This is a genomic window from Bariatricus sp. HCP28S3_D3 (assembly GCF_052065755.1).
Lineage (GTDB): Bacteria > Bacillota > Clostridia > Lachnospirales > Lachnospiraceae > Allocoprococcus.
Genome location: NZ_JBQHTK010000041.1, coordinates 1 through 23,279, shown reverse-complemented (window position 1 = coordinate 23,279; position 23,279 = coordinate 1). Strand labels below are relative to the sequence as shown.

23 protein-coding genes and 2 pseudogenes are annotated in these 23,279 nt (G+C 38.5%); 19 read left to right on the top strand and 6 right to left on the bottom strand.

The window, feature by feature from the left end; translation table 11 throughout:
- Positions 1-14: 14 nt before the first annotated feature.
- From ACTNB3_RS16170 to ACTNB3_RS16160, 3 genes are all read right to left on the bottom strand, one after another.
- Positions 15-575, bottom strand: a complete 561-nt coding sequence (locus tag ACTNB3_RS16170; RefSeq protein WP_441026873.1) for a cysteine hydrolase family protein — start codon at positions 573-575, stop codon at positions 15-17.
- A 130-nt stretch (positions 576-705) separates the two neighbouring features.
- Positions 706-1,575 carry an AraC family transcriptional regulator gene (locus ACTNB3_RS16165; protein WP_441026871.1) on the bottom strand — a complete coding sequence of 290 codons (870 nt, stop codon included), beginning with the start codon at positions 1,573-1,575 and terminating at the stop codon, positions 706-708.
- The gene (locus tag ACTNB3_RS16160) at positions 1,575-2,900 is read right to left on the bottom strand and encodes an MATE family efflux transporter (protein WP_441026869.1); all 1,326 of its coding nucleotides are present in this window, start codon (positions 2,898-2,900) and stop codon (positions 1,575-1,577) included. The genes ACTNB3_RS16165 and ACTNB3_RS16160 overlap by 1 nt, the downstream gene beginning before the upstream one ends.
- Before the next feature lie 682 nt (positions 2,901-3,582).
- Here ACTNB3_RS16160 and ACTNB3_RS16155 point away from each other — a divergent pair.
- Both ACTNB3_RS16155 and ACTNB3_RS16150 read left to right on the top strand, forming a co-directional pair.
- Positions 3,583-3,879, top strand: coding sequence for a hypothetical protein (locus tag ACTNB3_RS16155; RefSeq protein ID WP_441026867.1), 297 nt, complete (start codon positions 3,583-3,585; stop codon positions 3,877-3,879).
- Positions 3,880-3,886: 7 nt separating this feature from the next.
- Entirely contained in the window at positions 3,887-4,291 is a 405-nt protein-coding gene (locus tag ACTNB3_RS16150) for a hypothetical protein (RefSeq protein ID WP_441026865.1), read from the top strand.
- An 87-nt stretch (positions 4,292-4,378) separates the two neighbouring features.
- Here ACTNB3_RS16150 and ACTNB3_RS16145 read toward each other — a convergent pair whose 3' ends face one another.
- The gene (locus ACTNB3_RS16145; RefSeq protein WP_441026863.1) at positions 4,379-5,242 is read right to left on the bottom strand and encodes an AraC family transcriptional regulator; all 864 of its coding nucleotides are present in this window, start codon (positions 5,240-5,242) and stop codon (positions 4,379-4,381) included.
- A 199-nt stretch (positions 5,243-5,441) separates the two neighbouring features.
- On the opposite strand from ACTNB3_RS16145, the gene ACTNB3_RS16140 reads away from it, so the two are divergent.
- The 3 genes from ACTNB3_RS16140 to ACTNB3_RS16130 all read left to right on the top strand — a co-directional run bounded on the left by ACTNB3_RS16140 (position 5,442) and on the right by ACTNB3_RS16130 (position 11,199).
- On the top strand, positions 5,442-8,480 hold the full coding sequence (locus tag ACTNB3_RS16140; protein WP_441026861.1) for a glycoside hydrolase family 2 TIM barrel-domain containing protein: 3,039 nt from the start codon (positions 5,442-5,444) through the stop codon (positions 8,478-8,480).
- A gap of 167 nt (positions 8,481-8,647) precedes the next feature.
- The gene (locus ACTNB3_RS16135) at positions 8,648-10,045 is read left to right on the top strand and encodes an MFS transporter (RefSeq protein ID WP_427819402.1); all 1,398 of its coding nucleotides are present in this window, start codon (positions 8,648-8,650) and stop codon (positions 10,043-10,045) included.
- A 353-nt stretch (positions 10,046-10,398) separates the two neighbouring features.
- Positions 10,399-11,199: an AraC family transcriptional regulator gene (locus ACTNB3_RS16130; RefSeq protein ID WP_441026859.1), complete on the top strand. Its 801-nt coding sequence runs from the start codon at positions 10,399-10,401 to the stop codon at positions 11,197-11,199.
- A 22-nt stretch (positions 11,200-11,221) separates the two neighbouring features.
- On the opposite strand, the gene ACTNB3_RS16125 is transcribed toward ACTNB3_RS16130, so the two are convergent.
- Complete coding sequence (locus ACTNB3_RS16125) at positions 11,222-11,728, bottom strand: ImmA/IrrE family metallo-endopeptidase (protein WP_441026857.1); 507 nt, start codon at positions 11,726-11,728, stop codon at positions 11,222-11,224.
- A gap of 595 nt (positions 11,729-12,323) precedes the next feature.
- Here ACTNB3_RS16125 and ACTNB3_RS16120 point away from each other — a divergent pair.
- From ACTNB3_RS16120 to ACTNB3_RS16085, 8 genes are all read left to right on the top strand, one after another.
- Complete coding sequence (locus ACTNB3_RS16120) at positions 12,324-12,470, top strand: hypothetical protein (protein WP_427819407.1); 147 nt, start codon at positions 12,324-12,326, stop codon at positions 12,468-12,470.
- A gap of 53 nt (positions 12,471-12,523) precedes the next feature.
- Complete coding sequence (locus tag ACTNB3_RS16115) at positions 12,524-13,105, top strand: TetR/AcrR family transcriptional regulator (protein WP_087315753.1); 582 nt, start codon at positions 12,524-12,526, stop codon at positions 13,103-13,105.
- Between the two features lie 153 nt (positions 13,106-13,258).
- Positions 13,259-15,034 (top strand): oleate hydratase, encoded by a 1,776-nt coding sequence (locus ACTNB3_RS16110; protein WP_087315751.1) that lies wholly within the window; start codon positions 13,259-13,261, stop codon positions 15,032-15,034.
- A 238-nt stretch (positions 15,035-15,272) separates the two neighbouring features.
- A complete protein-coding gene (locus ACTNB3_RS16105; protein WP_441026854.1) occupies positions 15,273-15,857 on the top strand; it encodes a DUF308 domain-containing protein in 585 nt (194 codons plus the stop codon).
- A 57-nt stretch (positions 15,858-15,914) separates the two neighbouring features.
- A complete protein-coding gene (locus ACTNB3_RS16100; protein WP_427819413.1) occupies positions 15,915-17,270 on the top strand; it encodes a radical SAM protein in 1,356 nt (451 codons plus the stop codon).
- 69 nt (positions 17,271-17,339) lie between these two features.
- Complete coding sequence (metK, locus tag ACTNB3_RS16095) at positions 17,340-18,527, top strand: methionine adenosyltransferase (RefSeq protein ID WP_441026852.1); 1,188 nt, start codon at positions 17,340-17,342, stop codon at positions 18,525-18,527.
- Between the two features lie 31 nt (positions 18,528-18,558).
- On the top strand, positions 18,559-19,422 hold the full coding sequence (locus ACTNB3_RS16090; protein WP_441026850.1) for a DegV family protein: 864 nt from the start codon (positions 18,559-18,561) through the stop codon (positions 19,420-19,422).
- Positions 19,423-19,524: 102 nt separating this feature from the next.
- Positions 19,525-19,935 carry a phospholipase D-like domain-containing protein gene (locus ACTNB3_RS16085; protein WP_087281292.1) on the top strand — a complete coding sequence of 137 codons (411 nt, stop codon included), beginning with the start codon at positions 19,525-19,527 and terminating at the stop codon, positions 19,933-19,935.
- Positions 19,936-19,977: 42 nt separating this feature from the next.
- On the opposite strand, the gene ACTNB3_RS16080 is transcribed toward ACTNB3_RS16085, so the two are convergent.
- Complete coding sequence (locus tag ACTNB3_RS16080) at positions 19,978-20,541, bottom strand: TetR/AcrR family transcriptional regulator (RefSeq protein ID WP_441026848.1); 564 nt, start codon at positions 20,539-20,541, stop codon at positions 19,978-19,980.
- Between the two features lie 72 nt (positions 20,542-20,613).
- Between ACTNB3_RS16080 and ACTNB3_RS16075 the strand changes: the two genes are divergently transcribed.
- The 6 genes and pseudogenes from ACTNB3_RS16075 to ACTNB3_RS16050 form a co-directional block, all read left to right on the top strand.
- The gene (locus tag ACTNB3_RS16075; protein WP_441026846.1) at positions 20,614-20,901 is read left to right on the top strand and encodes a hypothetical protein; all 288 of its coding nucleotides are present in this window, start codon (positions 20,614-20,616) and stop codon (positions 20,899-20,901) included.
- Positions 20,898-21,494: a DUF308 domain-containing protein gene (locus ACTNB3_RS16070; RefSeq protein WP_441026844.1), complete on the top strand. Its 597-nt coding sequence runs from the start codon at positions 20,898-20,900 to the stop codon at positions 21,492-21,494. The genes ACTNB3_RS16075 and ACTNB3_RS16070 overlap by 4 nt, the downstream gene beginning before the upstream one ends.
- Before the next feature lie 32 nt (positions 21,495-21,526).
- Positions 21,527-22,132 carry a TVP38/TMEM64 family protein gene (locus tag ACTNB3_RS16065; RefSeq protein ID WP_441026840.1) on the top strand — a complete coding sequence of 202 codons (606 nt, stop codon included), beginning with the start codon at positions 21,527-21,529 and terminating at the stop codon, positions 22,130-22,132.
- A 151-nt stretch (positions 22,133-22,283) separates the two neighbouring features.
- Positions 22,284-22,664 (top strand): annotated as a pseudogene (locus tag ACTNB3_RS16060) (group II intron reverse transcriptase/maturase); the annotation flags it as partial.
- 13 nt (positions 22,665-22,677) lie between these two features.
- Entirely contained in the window at positions 22,678-22,968 is a 291-nt protein-coding gene (locus ACTNB3_RS16055) for a hypothetical protein (protein ID WP_441026875.1), read from the top strand.
- A 27-nt stretch (positions 22,969-22,995) separates the two neighbouring features.
- Positions 22,996-23,279 (top strand): annotated as a pseudogene (locus ACTNB3_RS16050) (hypothetical protein); the annotation flags it as partial.

The following is a 23,279-nucleotide window of genomic DNA, read 5'->3' as shown; positions in this document are numbered from 1 at the left end:
AAAGCGCGCCGTAATTACAGGCACGTACAAAGAGACATCATTATGGAACTGATATAATAATTCGCTGTTTTTGTGCAGGAGACAGGAACTTTATTTTGCGAGACGACATTGACGGTGCAGCCCTTGTTTGCATAATATTCCATCATCTCAGGAAGTTTGTTTTTATTATAGCTTGTGATGCAGTCAGACAAAACATGAACGGTATATCCGACTTTGGTCATATTGAAGCAAGTGGACTTTACGCAGGCTGTGGCATCTGCTCCAGCAATAAAAAACTCGGTGATGTCGTGTGCCCGGATAAAAGCGTCAAATTCTTCACTCGTTAAAGCATTGCTTTTTGTTTTGAGAAAAATGTGTTCCGATACAATCTTGAGTTCAGGAACAAACTCAGCACCGTGAGTGCCAGGCTTAAATGTTCTCGTTCCTGCAGACAGATTGTTGTGTTGAATGTACACAACATACATATTGTTTGCAACCGCCCAGTCAATTGCTTGATTGGTAGTCCCAATGATCTCTTGGTAGTTTTTTGTAATATCATTCTGAAGGTCGATCACGACCAAGGCTTTGTTTTTCATAATACTCCTCTACAAATCTCGATTTGTCTTTCTCTTGGTTTCTAATTATACATCATAATTATGAGAATTTCTACCCGCCGTCTATTGACATCAAATAATTTGAAATACGGCTGTATAAATATAACTCATATTATTTCAGCGGAAAACAAATATCAATTTCCATATAGCCGTTTTCTTCAACTTTGCGATATATGTCAAAAACAGGTCGTTCGTCAATGTGGTTGCCTGTTTTTGAAAGCCATCGGCAAAAAACGCCTTGATATACCATATACAGCATTTGCGGATAGCCCTTGAAATGATACACTGCATATTTACCGCCTGCGAAAGTGTGTGTCAGAATATTTGGGTTATCTTTAAGAGCCGGATGATTTGGCGAGATAGTTTGACACATCTCATACATACAACAGTTTTCATCTGTTATTGAAGGGTCATCTACTGTGGATTCCAGATACAGCGTGTCAGCCGATGACAAGTGCTCGTATTTATTTATAAATGTACACCATTCGTCAGGCAGATTATGATAGTTGCCTTTTTTACGCTCATATAATACAAAAAAGCTGTCCAACTCCTCAACGGTTATCAGATTTTCCGTATCTACCAATTCATCAATAGATATTCCGTGCGAAAAAGAGCATTGCTCTGCCAACTGTTCACTGACATTGCGAAAGTTTGCAGGTGTAATGTTGAGATGTCTTTTGAAGGCTGTGGCAAAATTTGACGAGGAGTATCCATAATCAACTCCGATTTCGGTAATGCTTTTATCTTTTTCAACCTTTAATCTCCACGCGCTTCTTTCAATACGGGTGCGCTTAATAAACTGATACAGAGCTTCGTCGGTATGCTCCTTAAACATTCTCATAAGATGATATTTAGAATATGAGCAATGCCTGGCAACATCATCAACAGTGATTTCGTTGTCTATGTTGTCAAAAATAAAGTCAATTGCTTTGTTTATCACGGAATTTTGAATTGTAACTATGCTGTTTTCTTCCACAGTCATCACCTGCCCCCACACAATTTCTTTTGCTTATTTATCAAGAATAACGAAACAACAGCCGTTAAAATCTCTGTTGCAAGAGCAACAAACCATACGCCTGTCATACCCCAAAGAGCCGGGAATATGAATGTAAATGCCAATAGGAGAACAACACCCCTAAGAGACGATATGATTGCGGAGCTTAATGCGTCTCCGCAGCCTGTAAAATACATTGAATTTATCACGTCAAAGCCCATAACTAAAAATGTTGCGGCATAAATGCGAAATCCGCTTGCCACCATATTTGCAACAACATCGCTGCAACCGAACATTGCGGCATAGGAGTTACCGAAAACCGAAAAAGCGACAGCAAAAAGCAATCCGATTATCAATAAAATCTTATTTGTAACGCTGCGAAGTTCCATGGCAGTTTTTTGTTCGTTTGCACCCCAACAAATGCTGACAAGCGGTGTGAGTCCCTGACCAAAACCTATGGCTATCATACTGAAGCCGTAAACGGCAAAACCGAGTATGGTAAATGCGGCAACGCCCTGACTGCCAACATATTTCATAAGCACATAGTTGAACGCAAACATAGATATTGCACTTGCCATTTCGCCGATAAATTCAGAAGAGCCGTTGATGAGTGTTTCTTTATTTACTGATTTATCAAAACCGAACCGAGTAAAGTGAATACTTCTTTCAGGTTTCATAAAGTAAACGAACTGTACGGCAACCGTTATCGCCTGAACAATAAGAGAAGCTATCGCACTGCCCTCTACCCCCATGCGCAATGCACCGACGAAAACATAGTCAAGCACGGCATTGAGAATACACCCGATAATGCCCACAAGCATACATACCTGAGGCTTTCCGTCCGTGCGGATAAACATTCCCAGTATCGTGCCCACAACCATAAGCGGATATGTAAACAGCATTATCTTATAGTATCCGTTAAAATACACGGACAATTCTCCGTCGGCTCGCAATACCGACAATATCGGTGTAAACAATACAAATATGATAACCGATGTGGCAATACAATAAACTGCCGATGTTATCATGGTTTGCGAAAACACTTCAGATGCTTTTTTACTGTTTTGTTTCCCCAAAAGTCTGCCGGATATGACCGACCCACCCACGCCGACGCACAGGCCTATTCCAAGAAAGAAATACAGAATAGGCAAGCCTAAATTTATCGCCGCCAGCGCATTTTCACCCACATAATTTCCGGTAAAAAATGCGTCGGTAATTGTAATTGCTGTCTGCAAAAGCATTGAAATAATACTTGGGATGGAAAATTGCAAAATGAATTTCAGTTTGTTTTCTTTAATTTGATTTATGTCCATAACTACATCTCCTTTGATAATTCAATTATAGAGATGTAATTTCGATAATACTTCTAAATTCGTGCTATCTTTAGAAATATTCAGATTCCCTTGTCATTAGTACAATCGATAAAAGTGAAATCATATTATACACCAAAACTATGAATATTTCTACCCGCCGTCTATTGACCTCAATTAAGAGGTAAATAGGCGGCTTTTTTATTTGCAAAAAATTTATTCAAGAAATTTTGAAAAAATACCCCCCAAAAACGCTCTCCCATTTCAAACAAGTGAAGGAGTTAATTCCGAACTGCGAAAGCGGAAGCCTTTCACTTGTACTTTGACAACTGAATAAATCATTCACTAAGACTTTAATTCTGATGATTTTAGCCACCTTTCTGGGTACGCCGTGACTTCTGCATTGCAGAACAGCGAGAACTCCCGGTATAAGTAACAGGTTGCCCCTGTTACGGCGATGACAGTCAGAAAGATAATGATACTTCTCTACGGAGCTGGCGGAGTACCCGGCAGAGGTGAAATTCCTATGATACAGATTAGCAACCTGTTCCTTAGTGACTTCCCGTGAGCTTTTTGCTCGGCAAGGGGTGTTGAGAACAAATATTGCCCGACCGGTTAGGAAATGAGCCGGTCAAGTACATAGCCATACTGCGATGGCTATGAATTTTACGAAAGGAGGACGCACATGTGTATTTTAAAACTTGCTGGGAAAATATTATTACTGCCGGTATGGCTGATCCTTTTTGTGATCGGCCTGGCAGTGAAGATGACAGTACAGACTTATGCGGTTGTCAGAGGGATCCTTGGATTTATATTCACTTTGTTGATTATAGCGACTGCATACTGTTACCATGATTGGGTACAGGTCGCATTTCTGTTTTCGCTGAGTGTTATTCTGTATCTGATCCTGTTTGCAGGAGTGTTCGTAGATACTGTACTGGACATGACAAGAGAACGTATTATTGATTTTATTATATCGTGAGGAGGATATGAAAATGAGCGAAAACAATGATTATATTCAGTTACCACCACTAAAAAAAGACACACCGTCCGATGTGGTAGCATTTATGTGGGAGTACATGAAAGTACCGGAGAACTCAAGAGAAAAAGTTAAGAATCTGATTAAGGCTGTACATGAAAATGACGTGAAATTAGACCATAAGGCGCCAAAACTTTATGATGTTATTCAAAAAGAAGAAATTGCTGATTTTGAAGAAGTCATGCGTAAAACCATAGTTGACATTGTGTCAGAAGCCAGTGGTGTTGCTTGTTGGGTATATGTGCAGAAATATGTGAATCATAAAACTTTGGAAGAAATGTTGCAAAAATGGCCAGGAGCAGGCCAGTTCATCATTGTTATGAATACCTGGTTCGAAAGACTGATGAATTCATAAAATAACAAAAAGAAGAGGATGTCACGTAATCTGCTTTGATTCGGTGGCATCCTTTTTTGAGATTTAGTTTTTATGACATTATAAATTTCATAACTTATTTCTTATTTTTCGGTATTCTCTTGGCGAATATCCTTTCAGCTTGTGAAAAAGCCGGCTGAAATAAAGCTGGTTATCATATCCGACAATCTTAGAAATCTCATTGATGGAATAAGTTGTTGTTTCAAGTAACATCTGAGCATTGTTGATACGGATTCCCACAATGAATTGCATTGGTGTAGAACCGGTATATTTTTTGAAATTTCGGATAAACCAGCTGACACTCATGCCTCGTGAGGCAGCATAATCATCAATATTGATATTTTGATTGTAGTTTTCACTGAAAAAGGTAACAGCATTATCCATCTCATGATCAAGGTATTCATTTTTTAATATGTGCTCTCTTGTCAGTTCTCGGTGGAAGCTAATCAGAAGATGACGTAACAAAAGGACAAGCATTTCCTCATAATTATCCTGACAGCGTTGGAGCTCGATAATAATACGCTTGAAAATTTGTTCATATTCATTAGATGTACCAACTTGAAAGACACGTTCTTTATCCTGAAACCCATATTGACGTAAGATATTTTTTACATTGCTTCCTGTGAAGTGAATCCAGTATACTTCTGTCTTATCTTCTCCGTAATATTCATATTTTTGGAGTTCTTTCGGTCTGTACAGTACAATGTTGCCGGCTGGAACAATCATTTCATTATTTACATTATCAAAATGAAAATGCCCACAACCAGCAGTGATATATATAATCTGATAATCCAGACGACCCCTTGGACGGTAGGTTGGAAGTTTGGGATGTCTGGAAAGACGGTAAGTACCACAGCTACCGACAATCAGCGGACGACTTTTGTCTTTGAAATCCATATGTGAGTGGTTCAAATAACCGGTGTTCAAATACATAGGACAGCACCTCTTTTCGTACTTTTTATCATTGTATCATTTAGTGCATATTTTGTCTAATCCAATTCATAGACATATTTTGCGAATTAGGATAAGCTATATATAGCATAACTAAGGAACGTAAACAAAAAGTAAAGTATAAGGTTTGCTTTAGGAAAACAAAGAACAAAAAAGTATATGTATTGGAGGAGAGCTATTTATGATCGTACCACGTTATTATGAAAATCTAAGCGTACTGCACGAAAACACAATGCCAGCCAGAGCCTATTATATTCCGGCATCCAGAAGAATGGATAACTTGGTGGAACACAGAGAAGAGTCAGATCGTATGCAGTTATTGAATGGAACTTGGAAATTCCAGTATTTTAACAGCATCTATGACATTCAGGATTCTTTCTTTGAGAAGAATTATGATACAGAAAATTTTGATGAGATTCAGGTTCCAAGTGTATGGCAGATGGCTGGATATGATACACACCAGTATACAAACATCCGGTATCCATTTCCGTTTGATCCACCATATGTGCCACAGGACATTCCGTGTGGAGCCTATGTACATACTTTTGAGTACAGTAGAGATGAGAAAGCGCCAAAATCTTTTTTGAACTTTGAAGGAGTAGACAGTTGCTTTTACGTATGGATCAATGGCTCTTACATAGGATACAGCCAGGTTTCGCATATGACCAGTGAGTTTGATGTTACCGATGTACTTCAGGATGGAACGAATACGGTGGCAGTGTTGGTAATGAAGTGGTGTGATGGCTCCTATTTGGAAGATCAGGACAAATTCCGTATGAGTGGTATTTTCCGGGATGTGTACATTTTGAAACGCCCAAAACAGGCAATCAGTGATTATCATATTAAAACAAGAATTGAGGATATGCTTGCGAAAGTAGAAATCGAAATGAAATTCTACTCTCCGTTAAATGTAAAAATTTCGCTTGAAGATAGAAACGGAGCAGTTGTAGCACTAGGAAGTATTGCTGAAGAAGGAACAGCTGTATTAGAAATCGCAAGTCCGGAACTTTGGAATACAGAAAATCCATATCTATATAAACTGATTCTTGAAACAGAGAATGAAGTAATTGTAGATCACATTGCATTAAGAAAGATAGAGATTAAAGACCAGGTTATTTATTTAAATGGACAGAAGATTAAATTCCGTGGTGTCAATCGACATGATTCTGATCCGGTTACTGGATTTACAATCAATCCGGAACAGATTACAACCGATCTTACGTTAATGAAGCAGCATAATTTTAATGCGATCCGTTCCAGCCACTATCCGAACGCACCATTTTTCTATGAAATGTGTGACAAGTATGGATTCATGGTAATAGATGAAGCAGATATTGAAGCTCATGGTCCATTTATGATCTACAGAAAAGAAGACACTGATTACAATCGGTTCAAACGATGGAATGAGAAGATTGCAGATGATCCGGTATGGGAAGAGGCAATCGTTGATCGCGTAAAACTCATGGTGGAACGTGACAAAAACCGTTTCTGTATTGTTATGTGGTCAATGGGAAATGAGAGTGCTTATGGCTGCAACTTTGAAAAAGCACTGGAATGGACAAAGAATTTTGATCCAGACCGTATCACACAATATGAGAGTGCAAGATACCGTAATTATGATGAAACATATGATTACAGCAATCTGGATGTGTACAGCCGGATGTACCCAGCGCTTTCCGAAATTCAGGAATATCTGGATAAAGATGGAAGCAAACCCTTCCTTTTGGTAGAGTACTGTCACAGCATGGGAAACGGACCTGGAGATTTTGAAGATTACTTCCAGATGATTCAGGATAATGATAAAATATGCGGCGGCTTTGTCTGGGAATGGTGTGACCATGCGATTGCTCATGGAACTGCTGAGAATGGAAAGACTATATATGCTTATGGGGGCGACCATGGCGAAGAAATTCATGATGGCAACTTCTGTATGGATGGATTAGTATATCCGGACAGAACGGTACATACAGGACTTTTGGAATACAAGAATGTTTATCGCCCGGCAAGGGTTATTTCCTATGACAAAGAAAGCGGAGAACTGGTGCTTCATAACTACATGGATTTTGATAATCTGAAAGATTATGTGAAAATCAGCTATGAATTGACACAGGATGGACTTTTGATTGGGAAAGGAAAACTTGCTGAAGTATCTGTGGTACCACATAGTGAAGGAAAAACAAACCTGCAGGTCAACGTTCCAGAAAATGGAAAATGTTATTTAAAACTCACTTACCACCTGAAAAAAGAAATGCCTCTGCTGGAAGAGGATTATATCCTTGGATTTGATGAGATCGAAGTAAGCCAGAAGGATGCCAAATGCCAGTTAGCAGAAAAATGGGTTGAAAAAACAGTGACGGATTCTGAATTACAGGTGAGTGAAGATGATACCCAGATTCATATCAATGGCCGTGAATTCGCATATACAATCGACCGACGGACTGCACTTTTTACAGAGATGAAATTTGCAGGTCGGGAATATCTGAACCACCCGATGGAATTAAATATCTGGAGGGCACCAACAGATAATGATATGTACATCAAGTCTGAATGGAAGAAAGCCCATTATGATAAAGCTTATACAAGAGCTTACACGACAGAGGTCGTGCAGGGAAAGCATGGTGTGAAAATTACAAGCCATGCATCCGTTGTGGCAGAGACAGTACAGAAGATTCTTGATGTGACGATTACATGGAAAATAGAAGCTGCTGGAAAGATTGATGCAGATATTGCAGTAACAAAAGACGATGAATTCCCGGATCTTCCGAGATTTGGTGTGAGGATGTTCCTGGATAAAAAACTTTCAGCTGCAAGATACTTTGGAATGGGACCACAGGAAAGCTATTGTGACAAACATCAGGCTGCGAGCCACGGCTTGTACCAGGCAAATGTAGACGATTTGCATGAGGATTATATTCGCCCACAGGAAAATGGAAGCCATTATGATTGTGAATATGTAGAGCTTAATAACAGCCGATATGGAATTGTGGTATCCGCGGAAAATGCCTTCTCATTCAATGCTTCTTATTATACGCAGGAAGAACTTGAGAAGAAAACACATAATTATGAACTGACAGAATCAGATAGTGTAGTATTTTGCGTTGACTACGCATTAAATGGCATTGGTTCTAATAGTTGTGGTCCGGTTGTATTGGATCAGTACCGATTTGATGATGTATTATTCCGGTTCCAGTTTACACTGATACCGTATGTAAAGGGATAATAAAGTTTCATGTAACTCGTAAACAAAGAAGGATAGTCTGATTGCAATGTAAAGTCCGGATATACAGAGCAATCAGACAAAAACAGAGAAAAAATTAGAATTAGACATCATACGGTTAGACATATTGAGATTCTAAGTGCGATGAAGATGAGGAGTAAAGAAATTCGATGGAAGAAAGAAAGTATTTGAAATGGTATAACAAAATTGGATATGGATCAGGTGATATTGCAGGTAATGTAGTCTATGCGTTCCTGACATCTTTCATGATGGTCTATCTGACGGACTCAGTAGGACTTGCTGCAGGTGTCGTAGGTACCCTGATTGCCGTATCAAAACTATTTGATGGTTTTACGGATATATTTTTTGGATCAATGATTGACAAAACACACAGTAAAATGGGAAAAGCGAAACCATGGATGCTATACGGATACATTGGTTGTGCCATTACTCTGGTCTGCTGTTTTGCAGTACCGGTCAGCTTGGGAACAACGGCTAAATATGCATGGTTCTTTATCTCTTACACACTGTTAAATGGTGTGTTTTATACAGCAAACAATATTGCTTATTCAGCACTTACGTCACTGATTACAAAGAACAGCAAAGAGCGTGTGCAGATGGGATCTTACCGTTTTATTTTTGCGTTTTCAACAAGTCTTCTGATTCAGGCAATTACAGTTGGATTTGTAGATAAATGTGGTGGAGATGCTGCAGCATGGAGAACGGTTGCTATTATCTATGCAATCATTGGTCTTGTCGTAAATACGATTTCAGCACTTTCTGTTAAGGAACTTCCGGAGGAAGAACTTAACGAAGGAGAAGTAAAGAATGATAATGAAAAGTATGGAATGGTACAGGCATTCAAGCTTCTTGTCAAAAACAAATATTACATGATGATTTGTGGAACATATATTTTACAGCAGTTATATGGTGCCATGATTGGAGCTGGCATTTATTACATGACATGGGTACTGAAAAATAAGAATTTGTTTGGACAATTTGCATGGGCAGTAAATATTCCACTGATCATTGCCCTGATTTTCACACCGACATTAGTTGGTAAGTGGAAAGGTATGTATAAACTGAACTTAAGAGGTTATGTCTTAGCAGTTATCGGTAGAGCACTTGTTGTTGTTGCTGGATATATGGGCAGTGTTCCGCTGATGATGGCGTTTACAGCTCTTGCAGCCTTAGGTCAGGGACCATGGCAGGGAGATATGAATGCAGTTATCGCATCTTGTTCTGAATACACTTATCTTACACAGGGAAAGAGAATTGACGGAACGATGTACTCCTGCACCTCTCTTGGTGTAAAAATCGGTGGAGGTATTGGAACCGCTGTTGTTGGATGGATGCTTGAGTTTAGTGGATATGTCGGAACAAATGCAACTCAACCACAGTCTGCACTTGATATGATGCAGTTCATGTACCTTTGGCTTCCGTTAATCTTTGATGTATTGATTATGTTTGTACTTTCAAAAATGAATGTAGAAGATGCAAATAAAAAACTGAAAGCAGAAAAAGGAATTGCTGCAGATGAAATAACAGATGCATCAGACATAAATTAGAATTGACAGGAGAAAGCGTTGTCTGGTCGTTGTTCGATGAGACAATGCTTTATATATATATATAAAGTGATAGAGCTGTATTTTGAAAATAAAAAAAGGACCACTTCATTTTTGTGAAATGGCCTTAAGAAAATATTCAGTTTTCACAAAATAGTCCTTTTAGTATTTATACATGGTAAGGATGCTCAAAATATTCAGTGTAGAATACTAAAAGGTCATTCAGATATTTTTTTAGGTTGCTCATTTGCAATTCCTCCTTTCCTTATTTACAAGTTGATTATAGGATAGATGTAAAAGGATTGCTTGCCAAATCGAAAGAAGATATAGACAAATGTTGCAAAGGGGAGTATTTCATGCAGTTAAAATATGTTGACACAAAAGAGGAGATCATAGCGGTAAATAAGAAGTCAAAACATATTGAACCACATCTTCATAATGCACTGGAGATCGTTTGTGTAACAAGTGGATCATTAGAACTTGGTGTCGGACAGGAACTATACCATATGGAAAAAGGAGATATAGGCTTTGTATTTCCAGATGTTATTCATCACTATCAGGTACTGACACCCGGTGTAAATAAAGCGACTTATCTGATTGCATCGCCATTTACGATAGCCAAATTTGCAGATATCATGCAATCCATGGCTCCTGAATACCCAATCATCAAAGCGGAAAAGGTTGAACCGGAGGTATATAGGGTTATAAATGCAATTTTAGAGACAGAACAGTCGGATATTACTGTTGCACAGGCATATCTTCAAATTGTGTTGGCACGCTGCATAGGAAAATTAAATTTGGTAGAAAAGAGTAATGTGGGGAGCAATGATCTTATTTACCAGACGGTTTCCTATATATCAGCAAATTTCAAGAAGAGGTTTTCGTTGGAAGAGATGGCAAAAGACCTGGGGGTGAGCAAATATGTTTTATCCAGACTCTTTTCTAAAACATTCCATAGAAACTTTAATCAATATCTTAACGATGCAAGGCTGAACTATGCATGCCATCGTTTGGAAAATACGAGTGATTCTATTACAAACATTTGTCTGGATAGTGGATTTGAAAGTCAGAGAACGTTTAATCGAGTATTTAAAGAAAGATATAAAATATCACCGAGTGATTATCGGAGTACTTGTGTGAAAGATATGTTGACATAAAAGGTTCTGTTGCCCATATGCTTTAACATAAATACTCCACCTCGGTGAGATAAATCGATAGTTTTCTTATTGCAGAATGCTTTAATCCTTTATTATTTCGCCAGGAAATTACTCTGTATCTCCATCGGCATATGATAAGCCTGACCTCGTTCTGAACCATCTCTTCAATGTCTTCATCTTCAATAAGAAGATCGGCAACAAACAGATTGGCCTGGTATTCTGTATTATCCGTCATATTGTAGAGTGTATCATCTTGCATCGGAGCCATTTTCAGCTGGGAACGATGCAGGATGATATGCCCTAATTCATGGGCGGCAACGATCATCTTTTCTTCTTCTGAAAGGAAACTGCTGATCATGACATAGATCGTCTTGCAGCTCATAAAACAATATCCTTTCAGTGTCTTATATCTGGAAGTTTCCCCGACAACAATGTTCATCTGATCCATGATCTCAAAGGGATCCCTGGTGCCATATTTCTTGATTAATTTCTTTGTTTCTGTATATTCTGCAGTTTTTACTGCATCCACGTAGTGGTACCACTGAAAAATCGGCTGTCCCTTCCGATTGTAATCAGTGCTGCGCCCACATTTATGTGGAAGCCAATAGACATCAAAGATGTCCTTTATCGAGGGTATGGGGGCGCTGCAGGTCCAGTGGACCTGCGTTTAGCGCGGACCGTAGTGGAACGAAGACCGGAATCCCCATCAAGATTGCAACCCGGTGAAAATACAATAGAGCAAAAATTGTGATAGTGTATTACCGGGTGGATCTTGCTCTTAGAAAAAGAACCTCTCACTTATATGGGAAAAGAGAGCCCCTTATACAACATGGAAATGAAAAAACCTCGCTATGGTAGAAATATGATTTTGTTGAAATAGTCAAAAATATTGGCTTTGCGGAATTAGAAACGGAGTGGATCAATTTGTTACAATGAAAATTCATGTATTAAAAAGTTTACTTATTAGAGCTACTTTGTTGGAGTACCTGTTCTTGGGCATTGCAAAGGTGTTTGCCTATTGTCGTTGGGAGGATATCTGATATGCTGAAATAGAGGGTACTTGAAATAATGCATAGGAAATTTAAAAGTATATTTCTAGAGATAAGAAACAAGGAGGCAGTATAATGAAGGAATTATATATACCATCCTCAGATGGAAAGAATCAGTTGCATATTGTTATTTGGGAACCCAATATTACAGTAATTGGAATTGTTCAGATTTCTCATGGAATGATTGAATACATAAAACGCTATGATGAATTTGCAAGGTAGTATAATATTTTTCAAACGAATGGAATGATATACAGAATAGGAGGGATTGATAAGTGTCGGATATTACAAAAAGAGCATTAGAGGCATCTCTTAAAAAGATGTTACTGAAAAAACCGGTTACCAAAATTACAATTAGTGATATTACAGAAGACTGCGGTGTCAACCGTGCAACTTTTTATTATCATTTCAAAGATATTTATGACCTCATTGAATGGTCCTGTGAGGAGGATTCCCGCATAGCAGCAAATGGAAATACTACATATGATACATGGGAACAGGGATTTCTGAATATTTTTCAAGCCGTAGAAGAAAACAAGCCTTTTATACTTAATGTTTACCGTCATGTGAGTCAGGAACAGATTATTCAATATCTGTACAGGGTTGTTTATCAATTGATTATTAACGTTGTTGAAGAATGTGCACAAGGCATGAGTGTCAGGGAGGAGGATAAAAAATTTATTGCCGATTTTTACAAGTATGCTTTTGTAGGTATGATGCTGGACTGGATACGGCAGGACATGAAACCATCACCGGAAAAGATGATTTTCAGACTGAGTAATTTAATAGAGGGAGATATCATTCGTATGCTTGAAAAATGCCGGATTGATAAGCCATATGATAATATCAACAAATGATGGAGTTTGTCGAAAAAAACAACAATATAGCCCTGTCATCGAAGAATTCGATGATGGGGCTATTCTGTTAATTGAGAGTAGTTATCATACAATGTATATTGAGGATGTAATTGAAAAACATATATAACGAATTGAAATTCAGGAGGTATGATTATGTATTATTCAAGTGGAAACTATGAAGCTTTTGCTCATCCGAAGAAACCAGAAGGAGTAGATCACAAGTCAGCTTATATTATTGGTACAGGGCTGGCAGCACTTTCAGCCGCATGTTACCTTGTCCGTGATGGTCAGATGAAAGGTGAACGTATACACATTTTTGAAAAAGATCCGATTCCTGGTGGTGCCTGTGATGGGTTTGAATATCCGGGTGTAGGTTATGTAATGCGTGGCGGACGTGAAATGGATAACCATTTTGAAGTTATGTGGGATTTGTTCCATTCTATCCCATCTATTGAAACTGAGGGAGTCAGTGTACTGGATGAGTATTATTGGCTCAATAAAGAAGATCCGAATTACTCCCTTTGCCGTGCTACTGTCAACCGGGGACAGGATGCACATACAGATAAGAAATTTGCAGTTTCAGACAAAGCACAGATGGAGATCATGAGGCTGTTTTTCACGCCGGATGAAGAATTGTATGATAAACGTATTGATGAATATTTTGACGATGAAGTATTTGATTCAAACTTCTGGCTGTACTGGCGGACGATGTTTGCGTTTGAAAACTGGCACAGCGCATTGGAAATGAAGCGTTACATTAAGCGGTATATTCACCATATTGGAGGGCTTCCTGATTTCACCGCTCTGCGCTTTACAAAATATAATCAGTATGAGAGTATGATCCTTCCGATGGTAAAATATCTGGAAAATGCCGGTGTCGTATTCCACTATAATACAAAGGTTGTAAATGTTGAGTTTGATGTTACATCCAACAGAAAGCAGGCTACCCGTATTGAAATTGAGGCGGAAGGTGAAACACGTTTCGTAGACCTCACAGAGGATGATCTTGTGTTCATCACAAATGGTGGATGTGTGGAAAACTCTGCAATGGGATCCCAGAATACGCCGGCTCCATATAATCCGGAAATCAAGCCAGGTGGCGGATGGGATATGTGGAGACGTATTGCCGCCCAAAGCCCTGACTTTGGAAATCCGGATAAATTCTGTTATGACAGTGAGCTGTGCAACTGGATGAGTGCCACTGTGGAGACACTTGATCAAAGAATTATTCCATATATCACAAATATCTGTAAACGAGATCCGTTTACTGGTAAAGTGGTCACCGGCGGTATTGTATCTGTAAAAGATTCCAGCTGGCTTTTGAGTTGGACGATTAACCGTCAGCCACAGTTCCGTTCCCAGCCAAAAGACCATTGTCTCGTTTGGGTATATGCGCTCTTTAATGACAGACCTGGTGACTATGTCAAAAAGCCAATGAGAGATTGTACAGGAAAAGAGATCTGTATGGAATGGCTGTACCATATTGGTGTGCCGGAAAACGAGATCGAAGAACTGGCTGAGAACAGTGCAAACACAGTTCCAGTTATGATGCCTTATATTGATGCCTTTTTCATGCCTCGTAATGATACGGATCGTCCAAAAGTTGTGCCTGATGGAGCAGTAAACTTTGCATTTATTGGCCAGTTTGCCGAGACCGCAAGGGATACTATTTTTACAACAGAGTATTCCATGCGTACCGGTATGGAAGCTGTTTATACCTTGCTTAATGTAGACCGTGGAGTTCCGGAGGTTTGGTGCAGCACATATGATGTGAGGGATCTTTTGAATGCGACTGTCAAATTGCGTGATGGAGAACCACTGACTCAGATGAAGCTGGGAATCAAGGAAAAGATTGCTGTTAAAAAGGCTTTAGACTTTATCAAAAACACAGATGTGGAAAAACTGCTGAAAGAATATCATGTTATTTGAGTTTGAAAAAATTGAAATAATCATATTCTTTTCCATGATAAACAAATAAGAAAAGCTTTCCGTTGTCGACATTTATGTCGGCAATGGGAAGCTTTTATTGATCTTGGACTTTGAATGAATCCAGACAAACATGTTAAGATTGCCTAGTTTTTGGATATATAGAAGACGTTTGCCCATAGAAGAAGAATGAAATAGTATGTAGAATTTAGGCAAGAAAAAGAGAATGGAGGTGAAAATATTGAAAAAGATTCGTATGGCAAGAGATGGGTATGTTTTGATTTCAATTACTTTCTATATAGCTGGAATCGTATGTATGACAATACCATCTATATCCCCACTGGTGCTATGTATCACAGGGGGCATCATATTAGTTGCCTATGGAATTGTTAAGATTATTGGATATCTTTCAGATGATTTGTATGATCTGGCTTTCCAATATGATCTGGCCTGTGGAATATTCCTGATAGTGCTAGGAGTGATAGTGCTTGGATGTAATTTGCGTATCCGTTCATATCTTTCCCCAGGACTAGGATTGTTGATTTTGCTTGACGCTGTATTAAAAGTTCAGACTGCAAAAGACGCAAAAGTATTTGGACTTGAAATATGGAAATGGATATTGACACTTTCCATCATTGTAGCTGCTTTTGGGATCTTAATTATAATAAAGCCGTTTCAGGAAAGTCAGATCAGTCATGTCATTATCGGATGCGGTTTTTTTGCAGAAGGTCTCATGAATCATCTCACAGTCAAGGAGACGGTGAAGATTTCAAAACAAATCCAAGGACAGGAAAAGAACGAGGAAGATACTGACTGGGAAGAATAAAATGTTTAAGTAAAACTTATTATTAACAAATATAAAATTATAGGGAGGAATTCTATTATGAACGCATCAAATACTTTAAAGAAACTGGGAATCGAGCAGACATTCAATTATATTTACAAGGATCCGGATAAGCATATGCCGAAGATGATGGACTGGGCAGATAAATTTGCTGATGGAGAATTTATTTCTCAGAGAAAAATAATTCGGGATGCAATTACAGATCCGGAACATCCTTATTATCACTATATCCGCCGTCTTTTTAAAGAGGTAGCTCCCAATGTGACTAAGACACTTGCCGTGAATCTGTTTATTAATGCCAGTCTGGTTGGCTGGAAGAAGGAAGAAGAACTGAGAAAGAAGTATAACTGTAATATTCCATGGGCTATCCTTCTGGATCCTACATCTGCCTGCAATCTGCACTGTACGGGATGCTGGGCGGCGGAATATGGACACAAATTAAATCTTACTTTTGATGAGATTGATGATATTATCTGCCAGGGAAAAGAATTGGGCGTTTATTTTTATATTTACACTGGCGGCGAGCCACTGGTTCGTAAAAAAGACTTGATTCGGATCTGTGAAAAGCATTCGGATTGCGTATTCCTCTGCTTTACAAATTCCACATTAATTGACGAAGAATTTGCGGATGAAATGCTCCGTGTAGGTAATTTTGTACCAGCCATTTCTCTGGAAGGATTTGAAGAGGCAACTGATGGACGACGTGGAACTGGTGTATATCAGAAAGTACGTAAAGCCATGGAACTTCTCAGAAGAAAGAAACTGATTTATGGAATCTCTTGCTGCTATACCAGCGCTAATTATGATTCAATTACATCAGAGGAATTCTATGATACATTGATTGAAATGGGTGCCTATTTTGTATGGTATTTCCATTATATGCCGGTAGGAAACGATGCTGTTCCAGAGTTGATGCCTACACCGCAGCAGCGTAGCGGAGTTTATGAGAAAATCCGTCGTTATCGTGCCACAAAGCCATTGTTTGCACTGGATTTTCAGAATGATGCAGAATATGTTGGCGGATGTATCGCCGGTGGTCATCGCTACTTACATATAAATGCTAACGGTGACATCGATCCATGCGTATTTATCCATTATTCAGATTCTAATATTCGGGAAAAGACGCTTCTGGAAGCACTGCAGTCACCGATGATGATGGCTTACCATGATAATCAGCCATTTAATGAAAATATGCTTCGTCCGTGTCCTATGCTGGAAAATCCTGACAAGCTTCGTGCAATGGTTGAAAAATCAGGTGCTCACTCAACAGATCTTCAATCTCCAGAAACGGCAGAACATCTTTGTGCAAAATGTGACCAGTATGCGAAGAATTGGAAGCCGGTTGCAGATGAACTTTGGAAAGAGAACAGGGCGAAAAAGAAAATTGCAGATTAAAGAAAAACTATAAATTTGAACATTGAAGTATTTATTCAGGTAATCGAAATAAATGAAAGGAAATAAAAAATGAACAAAAGTAAACGATTTTTTACATCAGAGTCTGTCACAGAAGGGCATCCAGATAAAATGTGTGATGCTATTTCAGATGCCGTGCTGGATGAATTATTGAAGCAGGATCCTATGAGTCGGGTGGCGTGTGAGACGATAACGACTACAGGTCTTGTTATGGTAATGGGAGAAATTACTTCCAATGCATATGTAGATATCCAGAAAGTGGTTCGAGATACAATCAGGGAAATTGGATATACAAATGCAGAGTATGGTTTTGATGCAGAAACCTGTGGTGTGTTGACAGCCATTGATGAGCAGTCGGCAGATATAGCAATGGGTGTGGATAGGGCTCTCGAGGCAAAAGAACATTCAGATGAAGAGATTGAAGCTATCGGAGCAGGGGATCAGGGAATGATGTTTGGATATGCGACGAATGAGACTAAGACGTATATGCCCTATCCCATTGAGCTTGCACATAAGCTGGCCTTGCAGCTGACAAAAGTACGAAAAGATGGAATACTTCCATATTTGAGACCAGATGGAAAAACCCAGGTAACTGTAGAGTATGATGAAAAGGACAAACCATTCAGACTGGATGCCGTAGTGCTTTCTACACAGCATGATCCAGACATAACACAGGAACAGATTCAGTTGGATATTAAAAAATATGTGTTTGATGAAATCCTGCCTGGTGAAATGGTGGACGAGAATACAAAATTCTATATCAATCCAACAGGCCGTTTTGTAATAGGTGGACCGCATGGAGACAGTGGATTGACAGGCCGTAAGATTATTGTAGATACATATGGAGGATATGCGCGGCATGGTGGCGGAGCTTTTTCGGGAAAGGATTGTACCAAGGTGGACCGTTCTGCATCATATGCTGCCCGTTATGCGGCAAAAAACATTGTAGCGTCAGGGTTGGCTGAAAAATGTGAGGTGCAGCTTTCCTATGCTATTGGTGTAGCACAGCCCACCTCAATTATGGTGGACACGTTTGGAACAGGAAAACTTTCAGATGAGAGAATTACGGAGATTGTAAGAGAGAACTTTGATTTTCGCCCAGCTGGTATTATCAAAGAATTGACTTTAAGAAGACCTATTTACAGACAGACAGCTGCTTATGGACATTTTGGAAGGGGAGATGTGGATCTTCCATGGGAAAGGTTGGATAAAGCCAATGAATTAAAGAAATATTTGTAATAGTATAAAAATGGCACAGGAGGATTATGAGATGAACGTTGCGATTGTAACAGACAGCAACAGTGGGATCTTTGAACAAGAAGGAAAGATTCTAGGTGTCCATGTCATTCCAATACCGGTGATTCTGGAAGGGAAAACATATTATGAAGGCATTGATTTAATTCATGAGGAGTTTTATCAATGCCTTGAGGAAAACAGAGAAGTTTTTAGTTCACAGCCTTCGCCGGCAGAAGTGACAGACATGTGGGATAAGCTGCTATTATCTGAATATGATGAAATTGTATATATTCCAATGTCCAGTGGACTCAGTGGATCCTATCAGACAGCTCAGGCCCTGGCGCAGGATTATGAAGAAAAAGTACAGGTGGTTGATAATCATCGTATTTCTGTTACCCAGAGGCAGTCTGTGTTGGATGCACTGGTGCTGAAAGAAAAAGGGTGTTCTGCAAAAGAAATAAAAGAAGCTTTAGAACAAACTGCTTATGAATCCATTATCTATGTAGGCGTGGAAACCTTAGAATATTTGAAAAAGGGAGGACGTGTTACTCCGGCGGGAGCTGCCATGGGCACATTATTAAGTATAAAACCACTGCTCGTAATTGCTGGAGAACGTTTAGATGCCTATGCAAAAGTTCGTGGAACAAAAAGCTGTAAAAAGCGTCTGCTTATGGAAATGAATACAATTGCAGATGAATTTCATAAAAATAGTGATGAGATATATGTGGGCGTCGCAGGGAGCTTCGGAAAAAAAGAAGAACATCAGGAATGGATGGAAATGGCCCAAGAGATGTTTCCTTGGGAAGATGTTAAATACGATCCGCTGACATTCAGTATCAGCTGTCATGTGGGGCCAGGGGCTTTCGGTATGGGGATAAGTAGAAAAATAAGAATTTAGAATAAGTGGGGAATCAAATGAAGCGTTCATGGTTTAGAGCATTGCTCTTGAGACGAGTACAAGTATTATATCTGTACGCCATATTTGATTGTCGATGACAGCATGGTATCTGCATTGTGCTTAGCGGCTAAAAGCGGTGTAGATGTGCGGATTATCACTCCTCATATTTATGACAAGGCCTTGATTCATTTGACTACACGATCATTTTACAGGGAATTGATATATGGTGGTGTGAAAATATATGAATATTCAAAAGGATTTATGCATTCTAAAATATTTGTTTCCGATGACCAGATAGCGACTGTAGGAACAACGAATTTAGATTTTAGAAGCCTCTATCTGCATTTCGAATGTGGAGTATGGATGTATAACAGTAAGGCAGTATTACAAATAAAAAAAGATTATTTTGATACATTGAATGAGTGCACGCAGATTACATTAGAAGAGTGTATAGAAAGGTTGCCAATAAGGGTATTTCAGGAAATCTTGAGAATATTTGCCCCGCTAATGTAAAGAGCACCGCCAAGTTGAAGCGGTGCTCAATCTATTCGGGTATTATATACTTGAAGATTCGGACAATTCAGAAAATGCCTGCTTCAAAGAATCTCCAATCAAATCAGTAATACGAGTAACTGACTTCAAAAGGTCAAAGTTCATGTTTTTGTCCAGCCAATCTAATGTGTATCCAAGAAGGCAACATTTATAGTACTGTATTAGGATAGCTTTATCTTCAGAAGGAATATTCAAATCTTTGGTAACAGTATGTATGTATTGAGTTACTGTGTAGAGTATGATTCTTTCCAATTCGTTTTGGAATACATCTCGTTTCACAGAACGGTATATATGGAGCATGGCCTTTTTGCGTTTTAAGCAACGTTCAACAATTGGAATCAAGCAATCCGTCGGTGAACCAAAATGTCCGTTAGTCTGGATGATTTGATCTACATCAGATTTTATTGTAGTTTCCAGAAGCTCAGGAATGTCATGAAAATGATAGTAAAAGGTGTTTCGGTTGACTTGGCAGCGTTCTACAATATCCCTTACAGTAATCTTGGTGTAGGGACGTTCTTCCAGCAACTGCCAGAAAGCATCTATGATGGCAGATTTTGTATGGTTCATATATATATCAACTCGCTTTTTGTTTTTTTATATCGTAGCATAAAATGTCGAATGATACAATGATGCAGAACAATGAAAAAATTTGGAAAGATGATAAAAGGTATTTTGAAAATATGGTTCTTTTATTTGATAGTATGTCTAGCAATCCTGCCTCTGTATCACAAACGAGCTGATGAAGAAAACAGAGAGTGTGAAAGGGTGTTAAATATGGCTGGACAGGAGAGAATATTAAATATTGAAAATAATGTGGATGCGTTGGTGTGGCGGCTCCGTTTAATCGAATCGGCAAATGATTTATTTCTTGGTAATTATATCGACTCATATAATAAGGATACTAAAACTGGGAGGAGTAAAATATGAAAACGTTGAAAAAAATAAAGCTGGATATGTGGACAAATGCAATCATGACGGTATTGATTGGTGTATTATTCATAATAAAACCACATGATTCCTTAAAAGTAATTGCGATAATTGCAGGTATTCTGATTTTGTGCAGTGGGATTTTTGATCTGGTTTGTGATTCAAAATTACGACGAAATACTTATTTTACATATGGAACGTTATTTGAAGGCATTTTGAAATGTATTTTGGGAATCTTTATCATCACACATGTGGGAATTACAATAGTGTTGTTTTCTTATGTGTTTAGTATTGTCATCATAATCAATGGAGTAATCTGTATGGAGACGGCTGTTTGCATGAAAGACATATTTCATGTGCGCTGTACATCATATGTTATTCTATCATGTATTATTATTCTGGTTGGAATTAGTATGATGTTCTTTTCACCGGATACAGTTTCAGCCGCTGCATTAATGGCAGGAATTATCTTCATTTTAAATGGTATTATTGACATTTTTATATTATACCGATTGAGCAAAATAGGTAAAAAATATACTCTTGAAATGAAGAATGTGTTTGATGAAGTAAATGGAAATATAATAGACGAATAGATATAAGAAGTACTTTATGATTATAATTATGAATGAGAAAAGTTGGACGAAAATCAGAAGAACCTTTGTCTGTAGAAACGATATTGAAGTATACACCTGAAAATATGATTTTGGCTGCGTGTGTTTTAGTTTTGTTCTTTGCTCTCAAAAGCCTTACAATTATGTTCCCATTGTCGATTTTATATTTGAGCAGTGGAGTTCTGTTTACACCATTTATAGCTGTGATGGTAAGTATGGTTGGACTGACGACAACCATTACGATTCCTTATTGGATTGGAAGATACAGCGGTGAGGATATTATACAGTATATTGGGACTAGATATCCCAAGGTTCAACAACTGACAGGATATCAGAATGAAAATGCTTTTTTTGTATGCTTTATTACCAGAATTGTTGGATTTTTGCCAGGTGACATTGTGAGCCTGTATTTTGGCACTTGTGGAGTGAAATTCACTACTTATCTGACAGCAGGAATAAGCGGTTCTTTGCTCAGTATTGTTACTACTACTTTGCTTGGAACTAAGTTGAGCAATCCATTTTCAATAGAATTTATCATGGTATTATTATTAAGAATTTTGGTTGCTGCCGGAACTGTTGTCTTGAAACACTATATGAATAAAAGAATAGGAGAGAAATGAGAAAAATGAATAGAATATTAAAAGTCAAGAGTATATTGTTTCCATCTCTAGGATTAATCTGTATTTTGTTTTCTGATAGAGTAACTCTTCTGTTGCCTTATTTATAAAAGATAAATTCAGAGTATTTCTCGAGGATACTCTGCATCTTGAGATGTCCGAAGACAAGACCAAAATCACGCATAGTCAAGATAAAGCCAGATTCCTAGGCTACGACATTACTACAGCCAAGAATTCAGCACTAATGTATGATTCAAAGCATCAGCTAAGGAAAACTCATACGGGCAGAATCAAATTATATGCTCCAAGGGATAAGTGGCAAGCTAAGCTAATAGAGTATTGTGCACTTAGGATTAGGTATGATGAAAATGGCAAAGAAATATGGGATTCTCACCACAGAGGCAATATGGTTCACATGACCGATGTGGAAATAGTATCACAGGTGAATGCCGAGATTAGAGGTATGTATAATTACTATTCGATAGCGGAAAATGCAACAGTCATTAAAAACTTTGCATTCATCTTGGAATATAGCATGTATAAGACCTTTGGACTTAAATATCAAAAGAGCGTTTACAAGATACAGAGAAAATACCGTTCCGGTATGGCTGCTCCTTGCTTTTATCGGAGTATGTGTCAGCGCAGTCGTGAATCTCTACTGCGTGGCAAAGGGACTTGCTGGTCTGCTTCTTGGAGCAATGCTTGTGTGTACCTTCATCTGGTACCGCACCCGGTTCATGAACTATATCCTTTTGGGAGTTGCTGAATTCATGCTGGCAGGAGTATTGGCTGCAGGAGCATTTATCCTGGCACTTGTAACAGAAGCAAGAGACGGGTAGGAAGATTTATTATCGGAGGTTGAGAAGATGAGAAAAGAAAAATATATTCAGTTGCCGCCAATTCCAGAAGAACTGGATGGAAATGTCGTTCGTATGATTTGGGAATATACAAAACTTCCAGAGAAGGAACAACAGTTTGTTTATGAACAGTATAAAGTTTTAAGCGATGATTCCAGTAGTGAAAGTGATGTTAACGCTGTTTTAACAAGATATAGCAAGAATTCTCCCACCTCTTTAGGTGGCGAGATGAATTGCAAAAAATATAAGAGAACACTTGTTCTAAGGTGCCGGATGTGGTATAATATAATCAG

Excerpts from the sequence above, each read along its gene's own strand:
- ACTNB3_RS16170 (WP_441026873.1), bottom strand. The coding sequence starts at position 575 with ATGAAAAACAAAGCCTTGGTCGTGATCGACCTTCAGAATGATATTACA.
- ACTNB3_RS16165 (WP_441026871.1), bottom strand. The coding sequence starts at position 1,575 with ATGACTGTGGAAGAAAACAGCATAGTTACAATTCAAAATTCCGTGATA.
- ACTNB3_RS16160 (WP_441026869.1), bottom strand. The coding sequence starts at position 2,900 with ATGGACATAAATCAAATTAAAGAAAACAAACTGAAATTCATTTTGCAA.
- ACTNB3_RS16155 (WP_441026867.1), top strand. The coding sequence starts at position 3,583 with ATGTGTATTTTAAAACTTGCTGGGAAAATATTATTACTGCCGGTATGG.
- ACTNB3_RS16150 (WP_441026865.1), top strand. The coding sequence starts at position 3,887 with ATGAAAATGAGCGAAAACAATGATTATATTCAGTTACCACCACTAAAA.
- ACTNB3_RS16145 (WP_441026863.1), bottom strand. The coding sequence starts at position 5,242 with ATGTATTTGAACACCGGTTATTTGAACCACTCACATATGGATTTCAAA.
- ACTNB3_RS16140 (WP_441026861.1), top strand. The coding sequence starts at position 5,442 with ATGATCGTACCACGTTATTATGAAAATCTAAGCGTACTGCACGAAAAC.
- ACTNB3_RS16135 (WP_427819402.1), top strand. The coding sequence starts at position 8,648 with ATGGAAGAAAGAAAGTATTTGAAATGGTATAACAAAATTGGATATGGA.
- ACTNB3_RS16130 (WP_441026859.1), top strand. The coding sequence starts at position 10,399 with ATGCAGTTAAAATATGTTGACACAAAAGAGGAGATCATAGCGGTAAAT.
- ACTNB3_RS16120 (WP_427819407.1), top strand. The coding sequence starts at position 12,324 with ATGAAGGAATTATATATACCATCCTCAGATGGAAAGAATCAGTTGCAT.
- ACTNB3_RS16110 (WP_087315751.1), top strand. The coding sequence starts at position 13,259 with ATGTATTATTCAAGTGGAAACTATGAAGCTTTTGCTCATCCGAAGAAA.
- ACTNB3_RS16100 (WP_427819413.1), top strand. The coding sequence starts at position 15,915 with ATGAACGCATCAAATACTTTAAAGAAACTGGGAATCGAGCAGACATTC.
- metK (WP_441026852.1), top strand. The coding sequence starts at position 17,340 with ATGAACAAAAGTAAACGATTTTTTACATCAGAGTCTGTCACAGAAGGG.
- ACTNB3_RS16090 (WP_441026850.1), top strand. The coding sequence starts at position 18,559 with ATGAACGTTGCGATTGTAACAGACAGCAACAGTGGGATCTTTGAACAA.
- ACTNB3_RS16085 (WP_087281292.1), top strand. The coding sequence starts at position 19,525 with ATGGTATCTGCATTGTGCTTAGCGGCTAAAAGCGGTGTAGATGTGCGG.
- ACTNB3_RS16080 (WP_441026848.1), bottom strand. The coding sequence starts at position 20,541 with ATGAACCATACAAAATCTGCCATCATAGATGCTTTCTGGCAGTTGCTG.
- ACTNB3_RS16075 (WP_441026846.1), top strand. The coding sequence starts at position 20,614 with ATGAAAAAATTTGGAAAGATGATAAAAGGTATTTTGAAAATATGGTTC.
- ACTNB3_RS16070 (WP_441026844.1), top strand. The coding sequence starts at position 20,898 with ATGAAAACGTTGAAAAAAATAAAGCTGGATATGTGGACAAATGCAATC.
- ACTNB3_RS16065 (WP_441026840.1), top strand. The coding sequence starts at position 21,527 with ATGAGAAAAGTTGGACGAAAATCAGAAGAACCTTTGTCTGTAGAAACG.